Origin of the sequence: Streptomyces sp. T39 (assembly GCF_008042045.1) — a bacterium.
In the GTDB taxonomy this organism is placed as follows: domain Bacteria; phylum Actinomycetota; class Actinomycetes; order Streptomycetales; family Streptomycetaceae; genus Streptomyces.
On record NZ_RDBP01000012.1, the window covers coordinates 1,365,729 to 1,386,157 of the forward strand.

At 71.2% G+C, this 20,429-nt stretch carries 18 protein-coding genes and 1 riboswitch; of the genes, 8 read left to right on the top strand and 10 right to left on the bottom strand.

Annotated elements, in window-relative coordinates; translation table 11 throughout:
- From cydD to hisC, 4 genes are all read right to left on the bottom strand, one after another.
- On the bottom strand, window positions 1-1,966 hold a 1,966-nt coding region (cydD, locus tag EAO77_RS07080; RefSeq protein ID WP_261993830.1), incomplete at its 3' end, for a thiol reductant ABC exporter subunit CydD.
- Window positions 1,967-1,994: 28 nt separating this feature from the next.
- On the bottom strand, window positions 1,995-2,996 hold the full coding sequence (gene cydB / locus EAO77_RS07085; protein ID WP_147987198.1) for a cytochrome d ubiquinol oxidase subunit II: 1,002 nt from the start codon (window positions 2,994-2,996) through the stop codon (window positions 1,995-1,997).
- Window positions 2,997-3,037: 41 nt separating this feature from the next.
- Entirely contained in the window at window positions 3,038-4,552 is a 1,515-nt protein-coding gene (locus EAO77_RS07090) for a cytochrome ubiquinol oxidase subunit I (RefSeq protein ID WP_147987199.1), read from the bottom strand.
- 251 nt (window positions 4,553-4,803) lie between these two features.
- Entirely contained in the window at window positions 4,804-5,889 is a 1,086-nt protein-coding gene (gene hisC, locus EAO77_RS07095; RefSeq protein WP_147987200.1) for a histidinol-phosphate transaminase, read from the bottom strand.
- Window positions 5,890-6,283: 394 nt separating this feature from the next.
- On the opposite strand from hisC, the gene EAO77_RS07100 reads away from it, so the two are divergent.
- From EAO77_RS07100 to EAO77_RS07110, 3 genes are all read left to right on the top strand, one after another.
- Complete coding sequence (locus EAO77_RS07100; protein WP_147987201.1) at window positions 6,284-7,396, top strand: LacI family DNA-binding transcriptional regulator; 1,113 nt, start codon at window positions 6,284-6,286, stop codon at window positions 7,394-7,396.
- Between the two features lie 173 nt (window positions 7,397-7,569).
- Window positions 7,570-8,643 (top strand): metallophosphoesterase, encoded by a 1,074-nt coding sequence (locus tag EAO77_RS07105; RefSeq protein ID WP_147987202.1) that lies wholly within the window; start codon window positions 7,570-7,572, stop codon window positions 8,641-8,643.
- Window positions 8,644-8,792: 149 nt separating this feature from the next.
- A complete protein-coding gene (locus EAO77_RS07110) occupies window positions 8,793-9,617 on the top strand; it encodes a hypothetical protein (protein ID WP_187283142.1) in 825 nt (274 codons plus the stop codon).
- Between the two features lie 147 nt (window positions 9,618-9,764).
- Here EAO77_RS07110 and thiC read toward each other — a convergent pair whose 3' ends face one another.
- Window positions 9,765-11,540 carry a phosphomethylpyrimidine synthase ThiC gene (thiC, locus tag EAO77_RS07115; protein WP_147987203.1) on the bottom strand — a complete coding sequence of 592 codons (1,776 nt, stop codon included), beginning with the start codon at window positions 11,538-11,540 and terminating at the stop codon, window positions 9,765-9,767.
- Window positions 11,533-11,664: riboswitch (TPP riboswitch) on the bottom strand. (Overlaps the previous gene by 8 nt.)
- A gap of 71 nt (window positions 11,665-11,735) precedes the next feature.
- Here thiC and EAO77_RS07120 point away from each other — a divergent pair.
- A complete protein-coding gene (locus EAO77_RS07120) occupies window positions 11,736-13,070 on the top strand; it encodes a YibE/F family protein (protein ID WP_147987204.1) in 1,335 nt (444 codons plus the stop codon).
- 85 nt (window positions 13,071-13,155) lie between these two features.
- On the opposite strand, the gene EAO77_RS07125 is transcribed toward EAO77_RS07120, so the two are convergent.
- The 4 genes from EAO77_RS07125 to EAO77_RS07145 form a co-directional block, all read right to left on the bottom strand.
- Complete coding sequence (locus tag EAO77_RS07125) at window positions 13,156-13,590, bottom strand: SsgA family sporulation/cell division regulator (protein WP_147987205.1); 435 nt, start codon at window positions 13,588-13,590, stop codon at window positions 13,156-13,158.
- 140 nt (window positions 13,591-13,730) lie between these two features.
- The gene (locus EAO77_RS07130; RefSeq protein WP_147987206.1) at window positions 13,731-14,501 is read right to left on the bottom strand and encodes an IclR family transcriptional regulator; all 771 of its coding nucleotides are present in this window, start codon (window positions 14,499-14,501) and stop codon (window positions 13,731-13,733) included.
- 286 nt (window positions 14,502-14,787) lie between these two features.
- Entirely contained in the window at window positions 14,788-15,009 is a 222-nt protein-coding gene (locus EAO77_RS07140; protein WP_147987208.1) for a DUF5326 family protein, read from the bottom strand.
- A 122-nt stretch (window positions 15,010-15,131) separates the two neighbouring features.
- Window positions 15,132-15,449 carry a cupin domain-containing protein gene (locus EAO77_RS07145; RefSeq protein ID WP_147987209.1) on the bottom strand — a complete coding sequence of 106 codons (318 nt, stop codon included), beginning with the start codon at window positions 15,447-15,449 and terminating at the stop codon, window positions 15,132-15,134.
- A 50-nt stretch (window positions 15,450-15,499) separates the two neighbouring features.
- On the opposite strand from EAO77_RS07145, the gene EAO77_RS07150 reads away from it, so the two are divergent.
- From EAO77_RS07150 to EAO77_RS07165, 4 genes are all read left to right on the top strand, one after another.
- Complete coding sequence (locus EAO77_RS07150) at window positions 15,500-15,877, top strand: phage holin family protein (protein ID WP_147987210.1); 378 nt, start codon at window positions 15,500-15,502, stop codon at window positions 15,875-15,877.
- A gap of 87 nt (window positions 15,878-15,964) precedes the next feature.
- Complete coding sequence (locus tag EAO77_RS07155; RefSeq protein ID WP_147987211.1) at window positions 15,965-17,101, top strand: cystathionine gamma-lyase; 1,137 nt, start codon at window positions 15,965-15,967, stop codon at window positions 17,099-17,101.
- Between the two features lie 254 nt (window positions 17,102-17,355).
- On the top strand, window positions 17,356-18,246 hold the full coding sequence (locus EAO77_RS07160; RefSeq protein WP_147987212.1) for a LysR family transcriptional regulator: 891 nt from the start codon (window positions 17,356-17,358) through the stop codon (window positions 18,244-18,246).
- Between the two features lie 61 nt (window positions 18,247-18,307).
- Window positions 18,308-18,787, top strand: coding sequence for an NUDIX domain-containing protein (locus EAO77_RS07165; RefSeq protein ID WP_147987213.1), 480 nt, complete (start codon window positions 18,308-18,310; stop codon window positions 18,785-18,787).
- Between the two features lie 31 nt (window positions 18,788-18,818).
- Here the strand turns inward: EAO77_RS07165 and EAO77_RS07170 are convergent, their stop codons facing one another.
- Window positions 18,819-20,357 (bottom strand): globin domain-containing protein, encoded by a 1,539-nt coding sequence (locus tag EAO77_RS07170; protein WP_410088307.1) that lies wholly within the window; start codon window positions 20,355-20,357, stop codon window positions 18,819-18,821.
- Window positions 20,358-20,429 lie beyond the last annotated feature (72 nt).

Sequence of the window (20,429 nt, forward strand, 5' to 3'; positions counted from 1 at the left end):
GCCCCCGCCCCCCGGCCTCCGGCGCGGCCCCGCCCCCGAACGATTCCGCCTGACCGCCGGCCTCCGGGCGAGGGGCGCCCGCCGTCCCGCCGGTCGCGGCCACCTCACCGCCGGCCTCCGGGCCGAGGAGACCGCCCCCGGCCGCCGGGCCGCCGGCCTCCCGGCGAAGGACGCCCGCCGTCCCGCCGGCGTCTCCCGCCGAGCCGGACGGCCCACCGCGCTCCTGCACGGGGACGCCCACCGCGCCGCGCTCGTCCGCGGGCTCCACCGACGCGGTACGGCCGCCCCCGGCCGCCGCCCCGTTCTCCGCAGCCTCCGCCACGGCCTCCTCCGGCCGTCGCGCCAGCGTCACGACCCGGTCGGCGAGGGAGAGCAGGGCGGGCCGGTGCACGACGAGCAGGACCGTACGTCCCCGGGCCAGGCGTCCGACCGCCTCGACGATTCCGGCCTCGGTCTCGCCGTCCAGGGCTGCGGTCGGCTCGTCGAGCAGCAGCACCGGCCGGTCGGCGAGGAACGCCCTCGCCAGGGCGATCCGCTGCCGCTGGCCCGCCGAGAGGCCGGCGCCGTCCTCGCCGAGCAGGGTCTCGGCGCCCTGGGGGAGCGCCGCCACGACGTCGTGGGCGCCCGCCTGGCGCAGGGCGTCGAGCACCTCGGCGTCGTCGGCGTCCGGCCGGGCGAGGCGCACGTTGTCGGCGACCGTCCCGGCGAACAGGCAGGGCCGCTGCGGGACCCAGGCGATCCGCTGCCGCCAGAGCACGGGATCGATGTCGCCCAGCTCCCGGCCCCCGACGAGCACCCGCCCCTCGGAGGGTTCGGCGAATCCCAGCACCACATCCAGCAGGGTCGACTTCCCCGTGCCGCTCTCCCCGGTCAGTGCCACCGTCTCGCCGGGTTCCACCACGAGCGACGCCCGGTGGGGGGTCGCCTCGCCGCGCCCCGCGTGCCGCACGCTCAGGCCGTCGAACTCCAGCCGGAGGTCCGCCGGTACGGGGGCCGTTCCGGTGGGCCGCGGCCGGGTGCCAAGGATCTCGAAGATCTCCTCGGCGGCCGACAGCCCCTCGGCGGCCGCGTGGTACTGGGCCCCCACCTGACGCAGCGGGAGGTAGGCCTCCGGAGCCAGGATCAGGATCACCAGGCCGGTGTAGAGGTCGAGTTCGCCGTGCACCAGCCGCATGCCGATGGTCACGGCGACCAGGGCCACCGACAGCGTCGACAGCAGCTCCAGGGCGAAGGAGGACAGGAAGGCGATGCGCAGGGTGCGCAGGGTGGCCTGCCGGTACTGCGCGGTGATCGTACGGATCGAGTCCGCCTGCGCCTTCGCCCGCCCGAAGACCTTGAGCGTGGGCAGACCGGCCACCACGTCCAGGAAGTGCCCGGAGAGCCGGGAGAGCAGCTGCCACTGCCGGTCCATCCGCGTCTGCGTCGCCCACCCGATGAGCACCATGAAGAGCGGGATCAGCGGCAGGGTCCCGACGATGATCGCGGCGGAGACCCAGTCGTCGGTGACGATCCGTGCGAGGACGGCCACGGGGACGACGACGGCGAGTCCGAGCTGGGGGAGATAGCGCGAGAAGTAGTCGTCGAGGGCGTCGATGCCCCGCGTCGCCAGGGCCACCAGCGACCCGCTGCGCTGACCGCTCAGCCAGCCCGGCCCCAGCTCTGCCGCCCGCTCCAGCAGTCGCCCGCGCAGTTCGGACTTGACCGCGGCGCCGGCCCGGTGGGCCGCCAGCTCGGTGAGCCAGGAGACGACCGCGCGCCCGGCCGCCACGGCCGCCAGCAGGACCAGCGGGGTGGTCAGCCCCGACGCGGAGAGTCCCTGCTGGAAGCCGCCGACGACCACCTCGGCGACGAGCATGGCCTGGGCCACGACGAGTGCCGCGCCGAGCAGGCCGAGCACCACCAAGGACACCAGGAAGACGCGGGTGGCCCTGGCGTACCGCAGCAGCCGCGGGTCGATCGGTTTCACGTGAAACATCTCCTCGCTGGTACGCGGGCTAGTGCGAGTCGGCCAGGTGCTGGGTGCCGATCCGCTTGCGGAACACCCAGTAGGTCCAGCCCTGGTAGAGCAGCACCAGCGGGGTGGCGATGACCGCGAGCCAGGTCATGATCTTCAGCGTGTACGGACTCGACGAGGCGTTGGTGACCGTCAGGCTCCACTCCTCGTTCAGCGTGGACGGCATCACGTCCGGGAAGAGCGCCAGGAAGAGCATCGCGACCGCGGCCGCGATCGTGACGCCGGACAGCGCGAACGACCAGCCCTCCCTGCCCGCCTTGATCGCCCCGATCGCGCCGAGCAGCGCCGCCACGGCGACTGCCAGCGCCACCAGGCTCGGTCCGTCGCCGCGCAGCACCTGGGTCCAGAGCAGGAAACCCGCCGCCGGCACCGCTGCCGCGAGGCCGAGCCGGAACGCGAGCCTGCCGGCCCGTACCCGGATGTCCCCGACCGTCTTCAGCGCTGCGAACACCGCGCCGTGGAAGGTGAAGAGAGCGAGGGTCACCGCTCCGCCGAGGAGCGCGTACGGGTTGAGCAGATCGGACAGACCTCCCACGAACTCCTTGTCCGCGTCGATCGCCACACCCCGCACGATGTTGCCGAAGGCGACTCCCCAGAGCACGGCGGGCAGCAGCGAGGTCCAGAAGATCGCGTGCTCCCAGTTGGTCTGCCAGCGCTCCTCATCCCGCTTGTGCCGGTACTCGAAGGCGACGCCGCGCACGATGAGGCAGACGAGGATCAGCAGCAGCGGCAGGTAGAAGCCGGAGAAGAGCGTGGCGTACCAGTCGGGGAAGGCGGCGAACGTCGCTCCGCCGGCGGTCAGCAGCCACACCTCGTTGCCGTCCCAGACCGGCCCGATCGTGTTGATCAGCACCCGCCGCTCGGCGCGGTCACGGGCGAGCAGCTTGGTCAGGACCCCGATGCCGAAGTCGAAGCCCTCCAGGAAGAGGTAGCCGGTCCACAGGACGGCGATGAGTACGAACCAGACGTTGTGGAGTTCCATGCCCCATCAGCTCCTCAGCGCTCTCAGTGCTCTCGGTGGGCTCAGTACGAGAAGGCCATCGGCCGGTCGGGGTCGCGGTCGTCGCCGCCGATCCGGGTGGGCGGGTTGAGGTCCGCCTCGGTGAGCTCGGGCGGGCCGGCCTTGACGTACTTCACGAGGAGCTTGACCTCGATCACCGCGAGCACGGCGTAGAGCAGGGTGAAGGCGATCATCGAGGTGAGCACCTCGCCCTGGGAGACACCGGGGGAGACCGCGTCGCTGGTGCGCAGCACGCCGTAGACGACCCAGGGCTGACGGCCCATCTCGGTGAAGATCCAGCCCCAGGAGCTGGCGATCAGCGGGAAGGTCATGGTCCACAGGGCGATCAGCCAGTACCAGCGGGCGAAGCGCGGCGCGAGGGCCTTGTTCCGGAAGAGGACCAGATGCGGCACCTCGTCCTCGCCGGTCCGCAGGGCGGGTGGCAGCAGGAACCTCTTGCGGGTCAGCCAGAGGCCGAGCATCCCGATGGTGAGGGAGGCCATGCCGAAGCCGATCATCCACCGGAAGCCCCAGTAGGCGACCGGGATGTTGGGCCGGTAGTCCCCCGGACCGAACTTCTCCTGTTCGGCCTTGTTGATGTCGTTGATCCCGGGGACGTACGAGCTGAAGTCGTCGTTGGCCAGGAAGGACAGCAGGCCGGGTATCTCGATCGCGACCTTGTTGTGGCCGGCGTCCACATCCCCGTAGGCGAAGATCGAGAACGGCGCGGGCGCCTCGCCCTCCCAGAGCGCCTCCGCTGCGGCCATCTTCATGGGCTGCTGCTTGAACATCACCTTGCCCAGCAGGTCACCGCTGACCGCGGTGAGCAGACCGGCGACGGCGACGGTCACCAGGCCGAGCCGCAGCGAGGTGCGCATCACCGGGATGTGCTTCCTGCGGGCGAGGTGGTAGGCGGCGATGCCGACCATGAAGGCGCCGCCGACGAGGAAGGCCGCGGTGATGGTGTGGAAGAACTGGGTGAGCGCGGTGTTCTGGGTCAGGACCAGCCAGAAGTCCGTCAGCTCCGCGCGGCCGCGCTCCTCGTCGATCCGGTAGCCGACGGGGTGCTGCATCCAGGAGTTGGCCGCGAGGATGAAGTAGGCCGACAGGATCGTGCCGATCGAGACCATCCATATGCAGGCCAGGTGGATCTTCTTGGGCAGCTTGTCCCAGCCGAAGATCCACAGGCCGATGAAGGTCGACTCGAAGAAGAAGGCGATGAGCGCCTCGAAGGCGAGCGGGGCGCCGAAGACGTCGCCGACGAAGCGCGAGTAGTCGGACCAGTTCATGCCGAACTGGAACTCCTGCACGATCCCGGTGACCACACCCATGGCGATGTTGATCAGGAAGAGCTTCCCCCAGAACTTGGTCGCCCTGAGGTACTTCTCCTTGTCGGTCCGTACCCAGGCCGTCTGCAGGCCGGCGGTGAGGGCGGCGAGCGAGATCGTCAGCGGCACGAAGAGGAAGTGGTAGACGGTGGTGATGCCGAACTGCCAGCGGGCCAGGGTCTCCGGCGCCAGTGCGAGGCTCGAATCCACGTCGTCTCTCCTTACGTCGGCGTGGTGACCGAGGGTTGCCCACCCGGCATACCCCCACAGAGCGGGAGCAGCCGGACGAGCTTGTGAACGCGTTCACATTCACAAGCATTATGGCGCACACGAAATCCGCACTGTTTGCCGGGGGGTCCTTTGAGCCACCGCACGCGACGGGACCCCGGTGGGCAGGGCGCTCACCGGGGTCCCGTCGGGTGGGCGGGGTCCGGGTCCGGGCATTCCCGGACCCGGCGCCGTCAGCCCGCCAGCGTCTTGCGGAAGGCTTCCGCCGTGTGCAGGAAGACGTCGTTGGCCTCGTCCTCGCCGATGGTCACGCGCACGCCCTCCCCCGCGAACGGGCGCACCACGACACCCGCCTTCTCGCAGGCAGCCGCGAAGTCGAGGGTGCGCTCGCCGAGACGCAGCCACACGAAGTTCGCCTGGGTCTCCGGCACCGTCCATCCCTGGCCGACCAGCCCCTCGTACACCCGGGTGCGTTCGCAGACCAGCGAGCCGACCCGGCCGAGGAGCTCGTCCTCGGCGCGCAGCGAGGCGACGGCCGCGTCCTGGGCCAGCTGCGAGACGCCGAACGGCACCGCGGTCTTGCGCAGCGCGGCGGCCACCGGCTCGTGGGCCACCGCGAAGCCCACCCGCAGCCCGGCGAGCCCGTACGCCTTCGAGAAGGTCCGCAGCACGGCCACGTTCGGCCGGTCCCGGTAGATCTCCAGGCCGTCCGGGACCTCCGTGTCCCGGATGAACTCCCGGTACGCCTCGTCCAGGACCACCAGCACGTCGGACGGCACCCGGTCGAGGAAGCGTTCCAGCTCGGCACGGCGCACGACGGTGCCGGTCGGGTTGTTGGGGTTGCAGACGAAGATCAGCCTGGTCCGCTCGGTGATCGCGTCGGCCATCGCGTCCAGGTCGTGCACGTCGCCGGCGGTGAGCGGCACCTGGACCGGGGTCGCCCCGCTGATCTGCGTGATGATCGGGTACGCCTCGAAGGAGCGCCAGGCGTACATCACCTCGTCGCCCGGGCCCGAGGTCGACTGGATCAGCGACTGGGCCACCCCCACCGAGCCGGTGCCGGTCGCCAGATGCGTCGCCGGCACGCCGAACCGCTCGGAGAGTTCGTTCATCAGGCCGCTGCACGCCATGTCGGGGTAGCGGTTGAAGTTCCGCGCGGCGGCGACCGCGGTCTCCATCACCCCCGGGAGCGGCGGATAGGGATTCTCGTTGGAGGACAGCTTGAAGGCGGCCGGGCCGTCGGCCGCCGCCGGCTTGCCCGGCTTGTACGTGGGGATGCCGTCCAGCTCGGCGCGGAGCTTGGGACTCGTCTCGCTCACCGCAGGTCCTCCTCAGACCGTCATGCCACTCGGTACCGCGGTGCGCGTCGGTACGGGACACCGGGCCTCCGCACACCAATACTGCTCACCTTATGAGGATTCGCCTCCGCTGCGAATGGCCCGCGGAAAGGAAGGGGGGAGCACGCCGCCCTGGCGCGCGCCCCTGGCTCACTCCGTGGCGCGCATCACCCGTAGTGGTGAGTTGAGACCTCTTCGCAACATGGACCCCTCAACAGGTCCACGCGCGCCGATAGCGGCAACTCTGCAACCGATAGGCTCAACTTCCTTGTTAAGTAAGGCTTTTGCTGCTTAATGATCATGCAGAAACGTGCCTGTCAACGTGTGCATATGCGACCGGCCAGACCCACCGCCCGCGCCCTACTATCGGCACGCCATGACAGCAGCAGGGAAGCACCAGGTGAGCCGGACGGAAACATCCCGCCGGGGCGGTCGGCAAGGACGGGCGGGCATCCGGGACGTCGCCGCCGCGGCCGGCGTCTCGATCACGACCGTCTCCGACGCGCTCAACGGGAAGGGCAGACTCCCGGACGCCACCCGTCGGCACGTCAGGGAGGTCGCCGACCGGCTGGGCTACCGCCCCTCGGCCGCCGCCCGCACCCTTCGTACCGGGAAGTCCGGCTTAATCGGCCTCACCGTGACGACCTACGGGGATGAACCTTTCACCTTCACGGAGTTCGCCTACTTCGCGGAGATGGCCAGAGCCGCCACATCGGCGGCGCTCGCCCGCGGCTACGCGCTGGTCATCCTGCCCGCCACCTCACGCCACGACGTCTGGTCGAACGTCGCCCTCGACGGCACCGTCGTCATCGACCCCTCCGACCACGACCCCGTCGTGACCGAGCTGGTCCGCCAGGGGCTGCCGGTCGTCTCCGACGGCCGCCCGGCCGGCACGCTGCCCGTCACCGCCTGGGTCGACAACGACCACGAGGCCGCCGTCCTCGACCTGCTCGACCATCTCGCCGCGGCCGGCGCCCGCCGGATCGGCCTGCTCACCGGCACCACCACGGACACCTACACCCGGTTGTCGACCACCGCCTACCTCGACTGGTGCGCGCGCGTGGGCCAGGACCCGGTCTACGAGTCCTATCCCGCGCACGACCCCTGCGCGGGCGCGGTCGCCGCCGACCGGCTGCTCGCCCGGCCCGACCGCCCCGACGCCGTCTACGGCCTCTTCGACCCCAACGGCACCGACCTGCTGGCCGCCGCCCGCCGCTACGGGCTGCGCGTCCCGGACGACCTGCTGCTGGTGTGCTGCAGCGAGTCCACGGTCTACGCGACCACCGAGCCACCCATCACCACGCTCTCCCTGAAGCCGCGCCGCATCGGCACGGCCGTGGTCCAGCTGCTGATCGACGCCATCGAGGGGATCGACGAGGACCGGCCGGTCGAGCAGGTGATACCGACCGAACTGATCGTCAGGACGTCGTCCCAGCGCCGCCCCCCGCGGACCACGGTCAGCGCCCCACGGTCTCCCGCGAAGGACTAGACCTTCCGAATAGGGATGAATCGGCCGGCGAACCGGGGGTGCGGAAGGATTCATCACCCCTGGTGCGTCACACACCGCCGGGCTCATTCCTATGATGGGCGAACGACACCGCGGACCACCCCGACCAGGCTGGGCCGAGAGGTGAACGGCGGCGCGACGGTGTGGAGGGGTCGATGACTCAGGGGGCCGGTCAGGGACCCGTGGTGCGGACGGCGACGCTGCGCGATTTCCGCGTGCCGCCGTACGCTCAGGTGCCGGTGCAGTCGCAGGCCGCGGACCCGGGGCACCCCGGCAACGCGGTCCCGGAGGGCGAGATGCCGGAGGGCTACACGCCCACCGCCCGCGACCTGCCGGTGATCAGCCGCGGCGGCCCGGGCGACACCGTCCAGGTGCGGGTCGAACCCGACCCGCAGCCCGCGCCCCCCGGCCGCGGCCCGCTGTACGTCGTCGGCGACGTCCACGGCTACCTCGAGGAACTGGTCGCCGCCCTCGCCGAGCAGGGCATCATCGACGCGGACCTGCGCTGGGCGGCCGGCAACGCCCGCCTGTGGTTCCTCGGCGACTTCACCGACCGCGGTCCCGACGGCATCGGGGTCATCGACCTCGTGATGCGGCTCTCCGCCGAGGCGGCGGCCGCGGGCGGCTACTGCAAGGCTCTGATGGGCAACCACGAGCTGTTGCTGCTGGGCGCCAAGCGCTTCGGCGACACCCCCGTCAACTCCGGCGCCGGCACCGCCACCTTCCAGGCGGCCTGGCTGCTCAACGGCGGCCAGAAGTACGACATGGACCGGCTCCAGGAGGTCCACCTCCAGTGGATGGCCCGGCTCGACGCCATCGTCGAGGAGGACGGCCACCTGCTGCTGCACTCCGACACCACCGCGTACCTCGACTACGGCACCACGATCGAGGACGTCAACGACGCGGTGCACCAGGTCCTCACCCTCAACGACGCCGACCAGTGCTGGGACCTGTTCCGCAAGTTCACCAAGCGCTTCGCCTTCCGTGACGAGGGCGGCCCGGACGCGGTCCGCGAGCTGCTCGCCGCCTACGGCGGCCGGCGCGTGGTGCACGGGCACAGCCCCATCCCGTACCTGCTCGGCGAAGTCGGCACCGAGGACGGCGAGGACGGCGCCCGCCCCCTGGTCGACGGCCCCCATGTGTACGCGGACGGTCTCGCCATCGCCATGGACGGCGGAGTGACCATGGCCGGAAAGCTTCTCGTACAACAGCTCCCCCTCCAGGACTGAGCCGGTTCGCGACGGGCGATTTACGGAAACCCTCTGTCACGCCGCGCCGTCGCCGCTCTACCATCGGCTTATCCGTAGCAGGCTCTCCTCCGTTTACGCCCCATTGCCCGGCACCGACGGGCGATCCGCGGCCTACGGAGCATCGGGGGATGCACATGAACAGCGCTCCGCACCTGCTGACCGAGGACCGCGCAGAGTACGAGCGCGTCCTCGACGAAGCACTGCGCGACGACCGGGCACGCCGGGAACCGGCCGCCGGGACGGCACGACTGAGCACCGAACAGCTGCGCACCATGGCGCTGAACGCGACGGCACTCATCGTCGCGTCGGCCGCCGCCGAGTACGAGCACTACGTGAAGGTCCGCGCCGAGGTGCGCGCCGCGGCGGGCGGCACGGGACACGGAACGGCCGGGCTCGGACCGGCCGTCGGGGCGGCGGAGAGCGGCGCGGGTGTCGCCGCCGTGGTCGCCGTGCTCGCCCCGCTGCTCGCGGGAACCGCCGCGGCGATCTTCCTGATCGCCGGCTACCTGCTGAAGATGCTCAGCCCGCCGCCTGCCTTCGCCGACACCCTGCTCTCCGCGGGATGGGTCTTCGGCGCTCTCACCGCGGCCGCCGTTCTCGCCGCCGCCGTCGCCCTGCTGCTCACCGCGCTGCGCAACGACGCCAGCCATGTCGCGGACGGCAGAGCCCACGACGAGCCGCCGCCCGAGGTGAGGGACGCGAAGGAGGCATGGTGCGAGGCGCTGCTGGACCGCGGCATCCTGCCGTTCCTGCGGGCCGCGCTGGCCGAGCGCCCCCAGACGCCGGCCCCCACGGACGCCGGGCCGCCGGTGCGCCGCATCCCCAGGATCGGCTACAGCGGTCCGGAGTTCTCCAGCCCCGCCGAGGGCCGCACCGCGGGCCGGCGCCCCCGGTACACCAGCCCCGACTTCTCCAGCCCGGACTTCGGGGGCCCCGAGCACCAGCCGGACTGACCCCCGGCGCCCGGCATCCCGGCACCCGCATCCCATCCGGCCGGCATGCGGCACCGGCCCCGGCATCCCGCCCGCACCCGGCGCACGGTGGCGCGGCGGGGCCCGGCGGCTCCCCCGTGAACCGCCGGACCCCGCCGCGCCCCCGGCTCAGTCGGCCAACGGCAGGTAGACTCGGTTGCCCGCCGCGGCGAACTCCGCGGACTTCTCCGCCATCCCGGCCTCGATCTCCTCCTGGCTCCCGCCGTGTTCCCGGCGGATGTCCTGGGAGATCTTCATCGAGCAGAACTTCGGCCCGCACATCGAGCAGAAGTGCGCGGTCTTGGCCGGCTCCGCCGGCAGCGTCTGGTCGTGGAACTCCCGCGCCGTGTCCGGGTCGAGGGCCAGATTGAACTGGTCCTCCCAGCGGAACTCGAACCGCGCGTCCGACAGCGCGTCGTCCCACTCCTGGGCGCCGGGGTGCCCCTTGGCGAGGTCCGCGGCGTGCGCGGCGATCTTGTACGTGATGACGCCGGTCTTCACGTCGTCGCGGTCGGGGAGGCCCAGGTGCTCCTTGGGCGTCACGTAGCAGAGCATGGCCGTGCCCCACCAGGCGATCATCGCCGCCCCGATGCCGGACGTGATGTGGTCGTACGCCGGGGCGACGTCCGTGGTGAGCGGGCCGAGCGTGTAGAACGGCGCCTCCTCGCAGATCTCCTGCTGGAGGTCGATGTTCTCCTTGATCTTGTGCATCGGGACGTGACCCGGGCCCTCGATCATCGTCTGCACATGGTGGCGCTTGGCGATCGTGTTGAGCTCGCCGAGGGTCCGCAACTCGGCGAACTGCGCCTCGTCGTTGGCGTCCGCGATCGACCCGGGGCGCAGCCCGTCACCGAGGGAGTACGTCACGTCGTACGCGGCGAGGATCTCGCAGAGTTCCTCGAAGTTCTCGTAGAGGAACGACTCCCGGTGGTGCGCCAGGCACCACGCCGCCATGATCGACCCGCCGCGCGAGACGATGCCGGTCTTGCGGCGCGCGGTCAGGGGCACGTACCGCAGCAGGACGCCCGCGTGGACGGTCATGTAGTCCACGCCCTGCTCGGCCTGCTCGATGACCGTGTCCTTGTAGATCTCCCAGGTCAGCTCCTCCGCCTTGCCGTCGACCTTCTCCAGCGCCTGGTAGAGCGGCACCGTGCCGATGGGGACGGGGGAGTTGCGCAGCACCCACTCGCGGGTGGTGTGGATGTTGCGGCCGGTGGAGAGGTCCATGACCGTGTCGGCGCCCCAGCGGGTCGCCCAGGTCATCTTCTCCACCTCCTCCTCGATCGAGGAGGTGACGGCGGAGTTGCCGATGTTGGCGTTGACCTTCACCAGGAACCGCTTGCCGATGATCATCGGCTCGATCTCCGGGTGGTTGACGTTGGCGGGCAGCACGGCCCGCCCCGCCGCGATCTCCTCGCGCACCACCTCGGGCGAGACGTTCTCGCGGAGGGCGACGAACTCCATCTCGGGGGTGATCTCGCCCCGCCGGGCGTAGGCGAGCTGGGTCACCGCCTGGCCGTCGCGGCCGCGGCGCGGCTGGCGCGGGCGGCCGGGGAAGACGGCGTCGAGATTGCGCAGACCGCCGCGCGGCGACGTGTGCTTGATCCCGTCGTCCTCGGGGCGGACCGGCCGCCCCGCGTACTCCTCGGTGTCGCCGCGCGCGGTGATCCAGTTCTCCCGCAGCGGCGCCAGACCGCGGCGGACGTCGGTCTCGGCGGCGGGGTCGGTGTACGGGCCGGAGGTGTCGTAGAGCGTCACATCCTTGCCGTTGGTGAGGTGCACCGTGCGGACCGGCACCCGGATGTCGGGGCGGGAGCCCTCGACGTATCCCTTGTGCCAGCCGATGGACTTCCCGGCCTCGTCGTTCTGACTGGAGGCAGGCGTGCGTGCGTCCGATACGGTCATGAGACCTACTCCCTACGCCGGCATTACCCGGTAACAGGTTCGGCGGTCGGCGCAGCCTTCCCGTACGACGTACGGCGATCAGCGCCCTCTCAGCCCGGTGCTCCGAGCTCCCGCGTGTGCAAAGGTGCCACCACGCTAGCGCCCGCTCTGGCGCGCTGAACAGAGGGCCCCTCGCGTTCTTGCGATGATCTGTCGGTGACCTCATCGCCGCAGAACCCCGAACAGCACGGCCACGACCACGGTCATGTGCACAGTCACGGGCCGGCAGCGCCCGTTTCCCAGCACCTTCGCAAGGTCATCGCCGCGGTGCTGATCCCCTTCGCGACGGCCGTCCTCGTCGGTCTCGTGGTGCTGTGGCCGGGCGGGACACCCGGCCACGAGCGCTCGGGAGTCGGCTTCGACCGGCAGACCGAACAGGGCAGGGTGGTGAGCCTCGAGGAGGTCGACTGCAAGGACGTCAACGCGGCGCAGGTGCCGCCCACGGGGGACACCTCGACCCCCGAGGGGCGCGAGGCGGTCGCATCGCAGCGCGGTGACTGCGGCAGGGCGACGATCGAGGTCGTCACGGGCAAGGACAAGGGGCGGACCTTCGTCGAGATCGTCCAGCCCGACGCCCCGCGCCAGTTGAAGGAGGGGCAGGGCGTCATCGTGGCCTACGCGCCGGACGCGCCCCGCGATCTCCAGTACTCGGTCACGGACGTCGACCGGGACTTCCCCATCGCCCTGTTGGCGGGCATCTTCGCGCTCGTCGTGGTGGTGGTGGGCCGCATGCGCGGCGTGATGGCGCTGATCGCCCTGGCCGCCTCGTTCGCCGTGCTGACGCTCTTCATCCTGCCGGCCATCCTCCAGGGGTCGAACCCGCTGGTGGTGGCCATCGTGGGAGCCAGCGCGATCATGCTCATCGCGCTGTACCTGTGTCACGGGGTCAACGCCCGCACCTCGGTCGCGGTGCTGGGCACGCTGATCTCCCTGCTGCTGATCGGGCTGCTCGGTTCGCTCTTCATCGGCTGGGCGAGCCTGAGCGGGAACACCGACGACAACACCGGTCTGATCAAGGGGCTCTACCCGGGGATCGACATGAGCGGTCTGCTGCTCGCCGGAGTGATCATCGGTTCGCTCGGTGTCCTCGACGACGTCACCGTGACCCAGACGTCGGCGGTCTGGGAACTGCACCGGGCGGACCCGGCGATGGGTCCCCGCGGGCTCTACCGCTCCGCCATCCGCATCGGCCGTGACCACATCGCATCCGTGGTCAACACCCTGGTCCTCGCGTACGCGGGTGCGGCGCTCCCGCTGCTGCTGCTCTTCTCGATCGCGCAGTCGAGCGTGGGGACGGTGGCCACGAGCGAGCTGGTGGCGGAGGAGATCGTGCGCACGCTGATCGGCTCGATCGGCCTGGTCGCGTCCGTGCCCGTGACGACCGTGCTCGCGGCGCTGGTGGTGTCCGCCGACCGCCCCCAGGAGCAGCCGAACGGCACGGCGCCCGCGGCACCGGTCCGGGGTGGCCGGGGACGTCGCCGCAAGCGGTAGCGGCCGACGGCGGGGACGGCACGGGCAGCCGCCCGGGCCGCGGGCGTGCGGACCGGGCCGGCGCGGCGGCGCGCCGCGGAGTCTGTCAGCCGGCGTTCTCCTCGGCGAGGATCCGCCCCAGCGCCTCCTCCAGGCTCAGCTCGAAGTCACCGAGCGCGAGCTCCTGACCCAGCGGGACGAGCTTGTCGGTGCGGTCGAGGAAGGCGACCAGCGGCGGGGCGCCCACCCGGAAGAGCGCCGAGTCGCCGCCGACCCGGAGCCGGATGTGGACGTCCGAGAGCGCCTCGGGCCGGGTGGGCGCGATGTGCACATCGCCGTCCCCGCTCGGCGCGTTGATCCCGTCGAGAAGCAGTTCCCGACCGAAGGCCCAGGTCACCGGCGCGTCGCCGGGCAGGTGGAACGTCATCCGCACCGCGTACGGATCGGATGTCTCGTAGCCCAGCTCCACCGGGATCCGGAAGGAGAGCTCGTCGGAGACGAGAAAGCTCATCAGAACCTCGGCCTGAACCGACTCGCGCATCACATACCTCGCAGTAGATGAAGCAATGAATGACCGTGCTGGCGAAGCAAGAAGTTGGCCAAGAACGATCCCCGTTGGGCACAGAGGCCCTCTTGACGCCATCGTGCTCCAAGCGCTAGCAGATCACAAGGAGTGATTTTTCAGATACTGATAGAGAAGGCAAGTGACCTCAGAAGGCCACCGATCCCCTCGCGTAACTGCTCAACTGCCGGACGCAGCCTGAGTTCTTGGTGCAAGGGAAGAGAAATGGCCATCGTCGCGGCCAGGTTACCCACAGTGATCGGGATGGCCGCGCAGACGGTACCGAGCGCGTACTCCTGACGCTCCACGACCGGTTCCATCCGGCCGATGGAGGCGAGGCGTTCCATCAGCGCCGCCTGGTCCCGCACCGAGTACGGTGTCACCGGCTGGACGGGATGACGGTCCAGGTGGTCCTTGCGCGCCGCCTCGTCGAGCTGGCTGAGCAGGCACTGACCGATCGCATGGGCGTGACCGGTCTCCCGGAAGTCCGCCCATTCGTGGACGGCGGGGGAGTACGGCGTGTCCGAGACCGCCACCAGCTCGATCTCGCCCTCGCGGTAGACCGCGAAGTACACGGGCACGCCGATGGCGTCCCGCCAGTGGGTCAGGGACTCCTCGAGCGTGCTGCGACGATTCTGCACCTCGCCCCCGAGCGCCAGCCTGCCGACGGCCTCGCCGAGGGTGAACACACCCTTGTCACGCCGGAGGTAGTCCTCGTGCGTCAGGGTGCGCAGCAGGTGGTAGGCGGTGGGAAGCGGGATCCCGGTCTCCCGCGCGAGCTGCTTGGCGGGGGCACCGTCGCGGTGCGCGCCCGCGGCCTCCAGCAGCCTCAACGCACGCTGCACCGAGCCGATCAGGGTAGGGACAGCGGCATTCGTGGCGCCGGCCAAAGGTCACCCCCCAGGCATGGTGACGGGCAGCGGCCCGCCCGCGGGAACCGCCCCCGCGCGGCCGCCGCGACCCCCGGGTCTCCCGATCGGCGGTCCCGGCCGGCCGGGCAGCCGGTCCGACCACCTGGGCGGCCACGACACGGCGAAAGCGCCGGTCGGAGCCGTCACATGTGGAGAGGTGCCGAAGAGTGCGGCAGAGAGCTGCCACTCTAATGGCAGCCCTCCGCCGTGACAGGCATAAAGCGGAGCGTTCCCCCGGGCGGGCTAACGGGCCCGCCGCCCCGGCTCACCACTCCTTGCCGGACGGGCCCGAGGAGCCCGTGAACTTCCGTACGACGAAGACCAGTCCGCCGATCAGCGCGACGAAGAGCAGCACCTTGAAGAGCACAGTGATCACGAAACCGACGATGCTGGTGATCAGTCCGCCGAACACGGCGAGGGCGATGACGGGCACCGCGATCCACTTCACCCACCAGGGCATCCCCGCGAATATCTCCCGCACAGCCATCGTCGTACCTCTTTCTCCGAGTGCGTGCTGTCGATGCTAGGCGGAGGGGCGGGGCGTGCGGGGGCCCGCGAGCCCTTGGACTCCCCGGAGCGGACCCTTAAGGGAACGGTGGAATCCGTGGGTCAGCCCTCGGGGGGCGAGAAGACCACCATGACCCGCAGGTCCTCGCTGATGTGATGGAACTTGTGCGGCACCCCGGCCGGCACGTAGACCACGCTGCCCCGTCCCACCTGGGTCGTCTCCATCCCGACGGTGATCGACGCCCGGCCGCTGACGACGAAGTAGACCTCGTCCTGGTTGTGGGGGAGCTGCGGGTCGACCTGGCCGGCGTCGAGCGCGTACAGCCCGACCGACATGTTCCGCTCGCGCAGGAACTGCAGATACGCGCCGTCGTTCGCGGCGCGTTCCGCCTCCAGTTCGTCCAGTCGGAATGCCTTCATCGCCGTCCGCCCCTGCCGTTGATCCGATCACGTCTGCCACGATCAGACACATGATGAATTTCGTAGTCAAGACGCTCGCGAACGCAGGGGCGCTGCTGGTCGCCATCTGGCTGGTGCACGACATCACGCTCACCGGGGACAGCACCGGCAGGAAGGCGCTCACCCTGGTGCTGGTGGCGCTGATCTTCGGTCTGGTCAACGTCATCGTGAAGCCCGTCGTGAAGCTGCTCACGCTTCCGCTGTTCATTCTCACGCTCGGGCTGATCACCCTGGTGATCAATGCCCTCATGCTGCTGCTGACGTCCTGGCTCGCCGACCAGTTCTCCCTCAACTTCCACGTGGAGGGCTTCGGTACCGCCGTCCTCGGCGGCCTGATCATCTCCGTGGTCTCCTGGGCACTGAACGTGGCCCTCCCGGACAAGGACTGAGCACTTCCGGCGCTGCCCGAGAATGGTGGCGGCGCCGGGCGAGGTCCCTCTCCGGCGCGGAACAGGCGCAGCGGAGGAGCGAGCGGCATGACGGAGACACCCCTGGGCGAGGGCACCCGAGCGGTACGCGCGGGCCTTCCGGAGCCCCTGCAGTACGAACCGACCCTGCCCGGACCGGTGTTCGCCGCCCACTTCCACCTCTCCGGCGACCCCACCGGCCCCTACACCTACGGCCGTGACTCCAACCCGACGTGGACGCATCTGGAGCGCGCGATCGGCGAGCTCGAGGCCCCGGGGGAGGACGTGCACACCGTCTCCTTCGCCTCCGGGATGGCCGCGATCTCCGCCGTGGTGATGTCCCAGCTCCGCACCGGCGACGCCGTCGTCCTCCCCGACGACGGCTACCAGGCGCTCCCCCTCCTCCGCGAACAGCTGGAGGCCTTCGGGATCGAGGTGCGCACCGCGCCCACCCGGAACGACTCGCAGCTCGCGGTGCTCGACGGGGCCCGGCTGCTGTGGATCGAGACCCCGTCCAACCCCGGCCTCGACGTCTGCGACGTGCGGCGGCTGGCCGAGGCCGCGCACGCGGCCGGCGCCCTGGTCGCCGTCGACAACACCCTCGCCACGCCGCTGGGCCAGCGGCCGCTCGATCTCGGCGCCGACTTCTCGGTCGCCAGCGACACCAAGGGCATGACCGGCCACGGGGACGTCCTGCTCGGCCATGTGACCTGCCGCGACGCCGAGCGGGCGGCCGAGGTGCGGCGCTGGCGCAAGATCGTCGGCGCGATCCCGGGGCCCATGGAGGCCTGGCTCGCCCACCGGTCGCTCGCCACCCTCCAGTTGCGGTCGGACCGCCAGAACGCGACGGCACTCGCCCTCGCCGAGGTCTTGGAGCGCCGTGCGGACGTCACCGGCCTGCGGTATCCGGGGCTGCCGGGCGACCCGTCGCACAAGGTCGCCGCCCAGCAGATGCGGCGCTTCGGCTGCGTGGTCTCCTTCGTCCTGCCGGACCGCGCCCATGCCGAGCGCTTCCTCGCCGCACTGCGCCTCGTCGACGACGCCACCAGCTTCGGCGGGGTCCGCTCCACCGCCGAGCGCCGCGGGCGCTGGGGCGGGGACGACGTGCCCGAGGGCTTCATCCGCTTCTCCGTCGGCGCCGAGGACGCCGGGGACCTGCTGGCCGACGTGACCCGGGCACTCGACGAGGCCGCGGGCACGGCGTAGGGCCGTCGTCCGGTGCTCCCGGCCCCGGCGGCCGTTCCGTGCCGGGCCCTCACCGGCGCGGAACGGCCTGACGGAGGACGGTCCGAGCCTCCCCCCTCGTGGCTCGGACCGCCCCGGTCCCTGCTGACGAAGAACCGTGCCGACAAGGCTAGTTGACTGAGCGTCAGTGTCCAATCACAGTAGCGACAGCGACCTATCGACTTATTTATAGTTGACCGGGTTCGGGAGAGACGTCGGACCGGGAGGGGCATGGGATGGATCTGGCCCTGCTGCGCACATTCGTCACGGTGCACCGGGCCGGCTCCTTCACCCGCGCCGCCGCCCTGCTCGGCCTCTCCCAGCCCGCCGTCACCGGTCAGATACGCACCCTCGAACGCCAGCTGGGCCGCCCCCTCTTCCTGCGCCAGGCGCGCGGTGTCACGCCGACCACCATCGGCGACGAGCTCGCCCAGCGGGCGGCACCCCATCTGGACGCGCTGCTGGAGATCACCGAGGCGGAACTCGACGGCGACTCCGCCGTCCGCACCGTGCATCTGACCGGTCCCCCGGAGTTCACCGCACTGCGCGCCCTGCCGGCACTGACGCCGCTGACCGGCCAGGGGCTCGCGCTGCGGACCTCGTTCGGCACCGCGGAGGAGTCGCTCGACGGGCTGGCCGCCGGCCGTCACGACATCGCCATCACCACCGCCCGCCCGCGCGGCGGCCTGCTGAGCGCCACGGCCCTGTGCGACGAGGAGCACGTCCTGGTGGCGGCCCCGCGCTGGGCGGCGCGTCTGGGGCCCGACGATCTGCGCACGGGCCATGTCGTGCTCGAGCAGCTGCCCGTGGTCGAGGTGCACGAGACGCTGCCGCTGGTGTCCCGCTACTGGCACAGCGTCTTCGAGTCCCGTCCGGCGGCGGCCGGCGCCGTCATCGCCCCGGACCTGCGCGCCGTCCTGGAAGCGACCGCCGCCGGGGCCGGGCTCGCGGTGCTGCCCCGGTATCTGTGCGAGGAGGCGCTGGCCCAGGGCCGGGTCGTCGCCCTCCTGGAGCCGCCCGTCCCGCCGCTGCGCACGTACTTCCTGGTCGTCCGCACCGGCACCCTGGCCCATCCGCATGTCGCACGGGCCCACGAGTGCCTGCTGCGCGCGGCCGCCGAATGGTGAGCGCCCGCACCCGAACGGTCCGGTGCGTTTCAGACGCCGCGGCGTGGGCCACTCTCTTGCCATGACCGAACGACCAGTGGTCAAGCGCACCGCACGCGCCATCCTGCTCGACGGGGACGATCTCGTCCTGATCAAGCGCACCAAGCCCGGCGTCGATCCTTACTGGCTCACTCCCGGCGGCGGTGTCGAACCGGAGGACGCGACCGTCGTCGACGCCCTCCACCGCGAGGTCCACGAGGAGCTCGGCGCCAAGATCGTCGACGTGGTGCCCTGCTTCGTCGACACCGTCGAGCACATCGCCGACGGCGGGGTGACCGGGGTGAAGGTGCAGCACTTCTTCGTCTGCCGGCTGGAGTCGATGGACCCCTCGCAGCGCCACGGCCCCGAGATCGACGAGCCGTGCGGGGAGTACGAGATCGTGCGGGTCCCGTTCAGCCGGGTCGGCATCGCGGCGGTCCATCTCGTGCCGCTGTCCCTGCGGCACTACCTGGACGGCAACATCGAGGGCGTGCGGGCGATGCACGCGCCGGACCTCGGCTGACCCGGCGGGTGCGGTGCCCTCGCGGCGGGGGTCACTTCCCGACCGCGACCAGATCCTCCAGGGAGTCGTGCCGGATGCGGTCGACGGGTATGCCGATGCCGCGCAGGGCGTGCACCCCGCTGCGGATCATCCCGGGCGGCCCCGAGAGATAGGCGTCGAAGTCGTTCCAGGGGCCGTGCCTGCCGAACTCACGCAGCGCGGAGGGGAACTGGGCGCGGTCGTCGACCACGGGGCGGACCGACAGCCACGGATGGGCCTGCTGGAGCCGGAGCATGGTGTCGATGTCGTAGAGGTCGAAGTCCGTGCGGGCCCCGTAGAACACCTCGACCGTCCGCCGCTCACCGTGCTTCGCCACGTCCTCCACGAGTGCCTTGATCGGCGCGATGCCCGTGCCCCCGCCGAGGCAGAGGAGACCGTTGTCGGTGGTGTGGTCGACCGTCATCGAGCCGGCCGGCGGGCCGAGGCGCAGGACGTCCCCGGGGCGGGCGCGGTGCACCAGCGCGTTGGAGACCCAGCCCGCGGGGACCGCCTTCACATGGAACGACAGCAGACCGTCCGATCGCGGCGCCCCGGCGAACGAGTAGTGCCGCCACACCCGGGGCCACCAGGGCGTCTCCAGGGTCGTGTACTGGCCGGCCAGGAAGGCGTACGGCGTGTCCGGCCGCACGGTGACCACCGCGATGTCCGGGGTCCGCAGATCGTGCGAGACCACCTCGGCGTCCCACCAGGCGGGGGCGTGGAGCTCGTTCTCCGCCGCCGCGTCGATCATGATCTGCGAGATCGTCGTGTACGTGCGCACCCAGGCCGCCTCGGCGGCGGAGTCCCACGTCCTGGTCGCGTACTGGGCCAGGGCGCCCAGCAGGGCCTCGCCCACCGCGGGGTAGTGCGCGGGCTGCGTGCCGTACTTGCGGTGGCCCCGGCCCAGGTGCTGGAGGTACTCCGTCAGCACCGCGCTGTCGTCCATGTGCTCGGCGGCGGTCAGCAGGGCCTTGAGCAGCCGGTCGCGCTGGGTGTCCATGGCCACGGGGAACATGCCGCGCAGGGCGGGGTGGCGTGTGAACAGCAAGGCGTAGAAGTACGAGGTGACCTGATCCGCGACGGGCTCGATCTCGGCGAGGGTGCGGCGGACCAGGAGCGCGTCGGGGGACGCGGGCGAGCCGGGATCCCGGGCCGGCGCGGCGGAGCCGACCGGTGGGTGCTCGGTCCCGGCAGGGGTGCTCTCCGGGCCGTGTGCGGCCGCGTCGCCCGCGTCGTCCACCTCGTCCCGGGGCAGGTCGGGGACCACGGAGAGGCGTGGGCGCTCGCGCCGGGAGGCACCCGACCCCACCGGCCGTATGGCGCTCACCGGTCGCGACGGCGTGGCCGCCGTACCGGCGCTCTCCCCGTCCCCGCTCCGCTCGCCCGCTCCGGTCCGGCCGGCGGTCCCGCCGGGGGCGGCGTCGGCCGCGGAGGACTGCTCATGCGGCGACGGCTGCCTGCGAGGGCTGAACCATCCGCCGTTGTCGTCCGGCGTCCCGTTGTCTGCCGACGTGGTGGCCGGAGCGTCCATTGTCTGCCTCGCCTCGAACATCTTCTGGTCGGTTCCCGCACGTCCGCCTTCCGGACGCGCTGCCTTACCTGCTCTGTCCGCACCTGCCCGCTG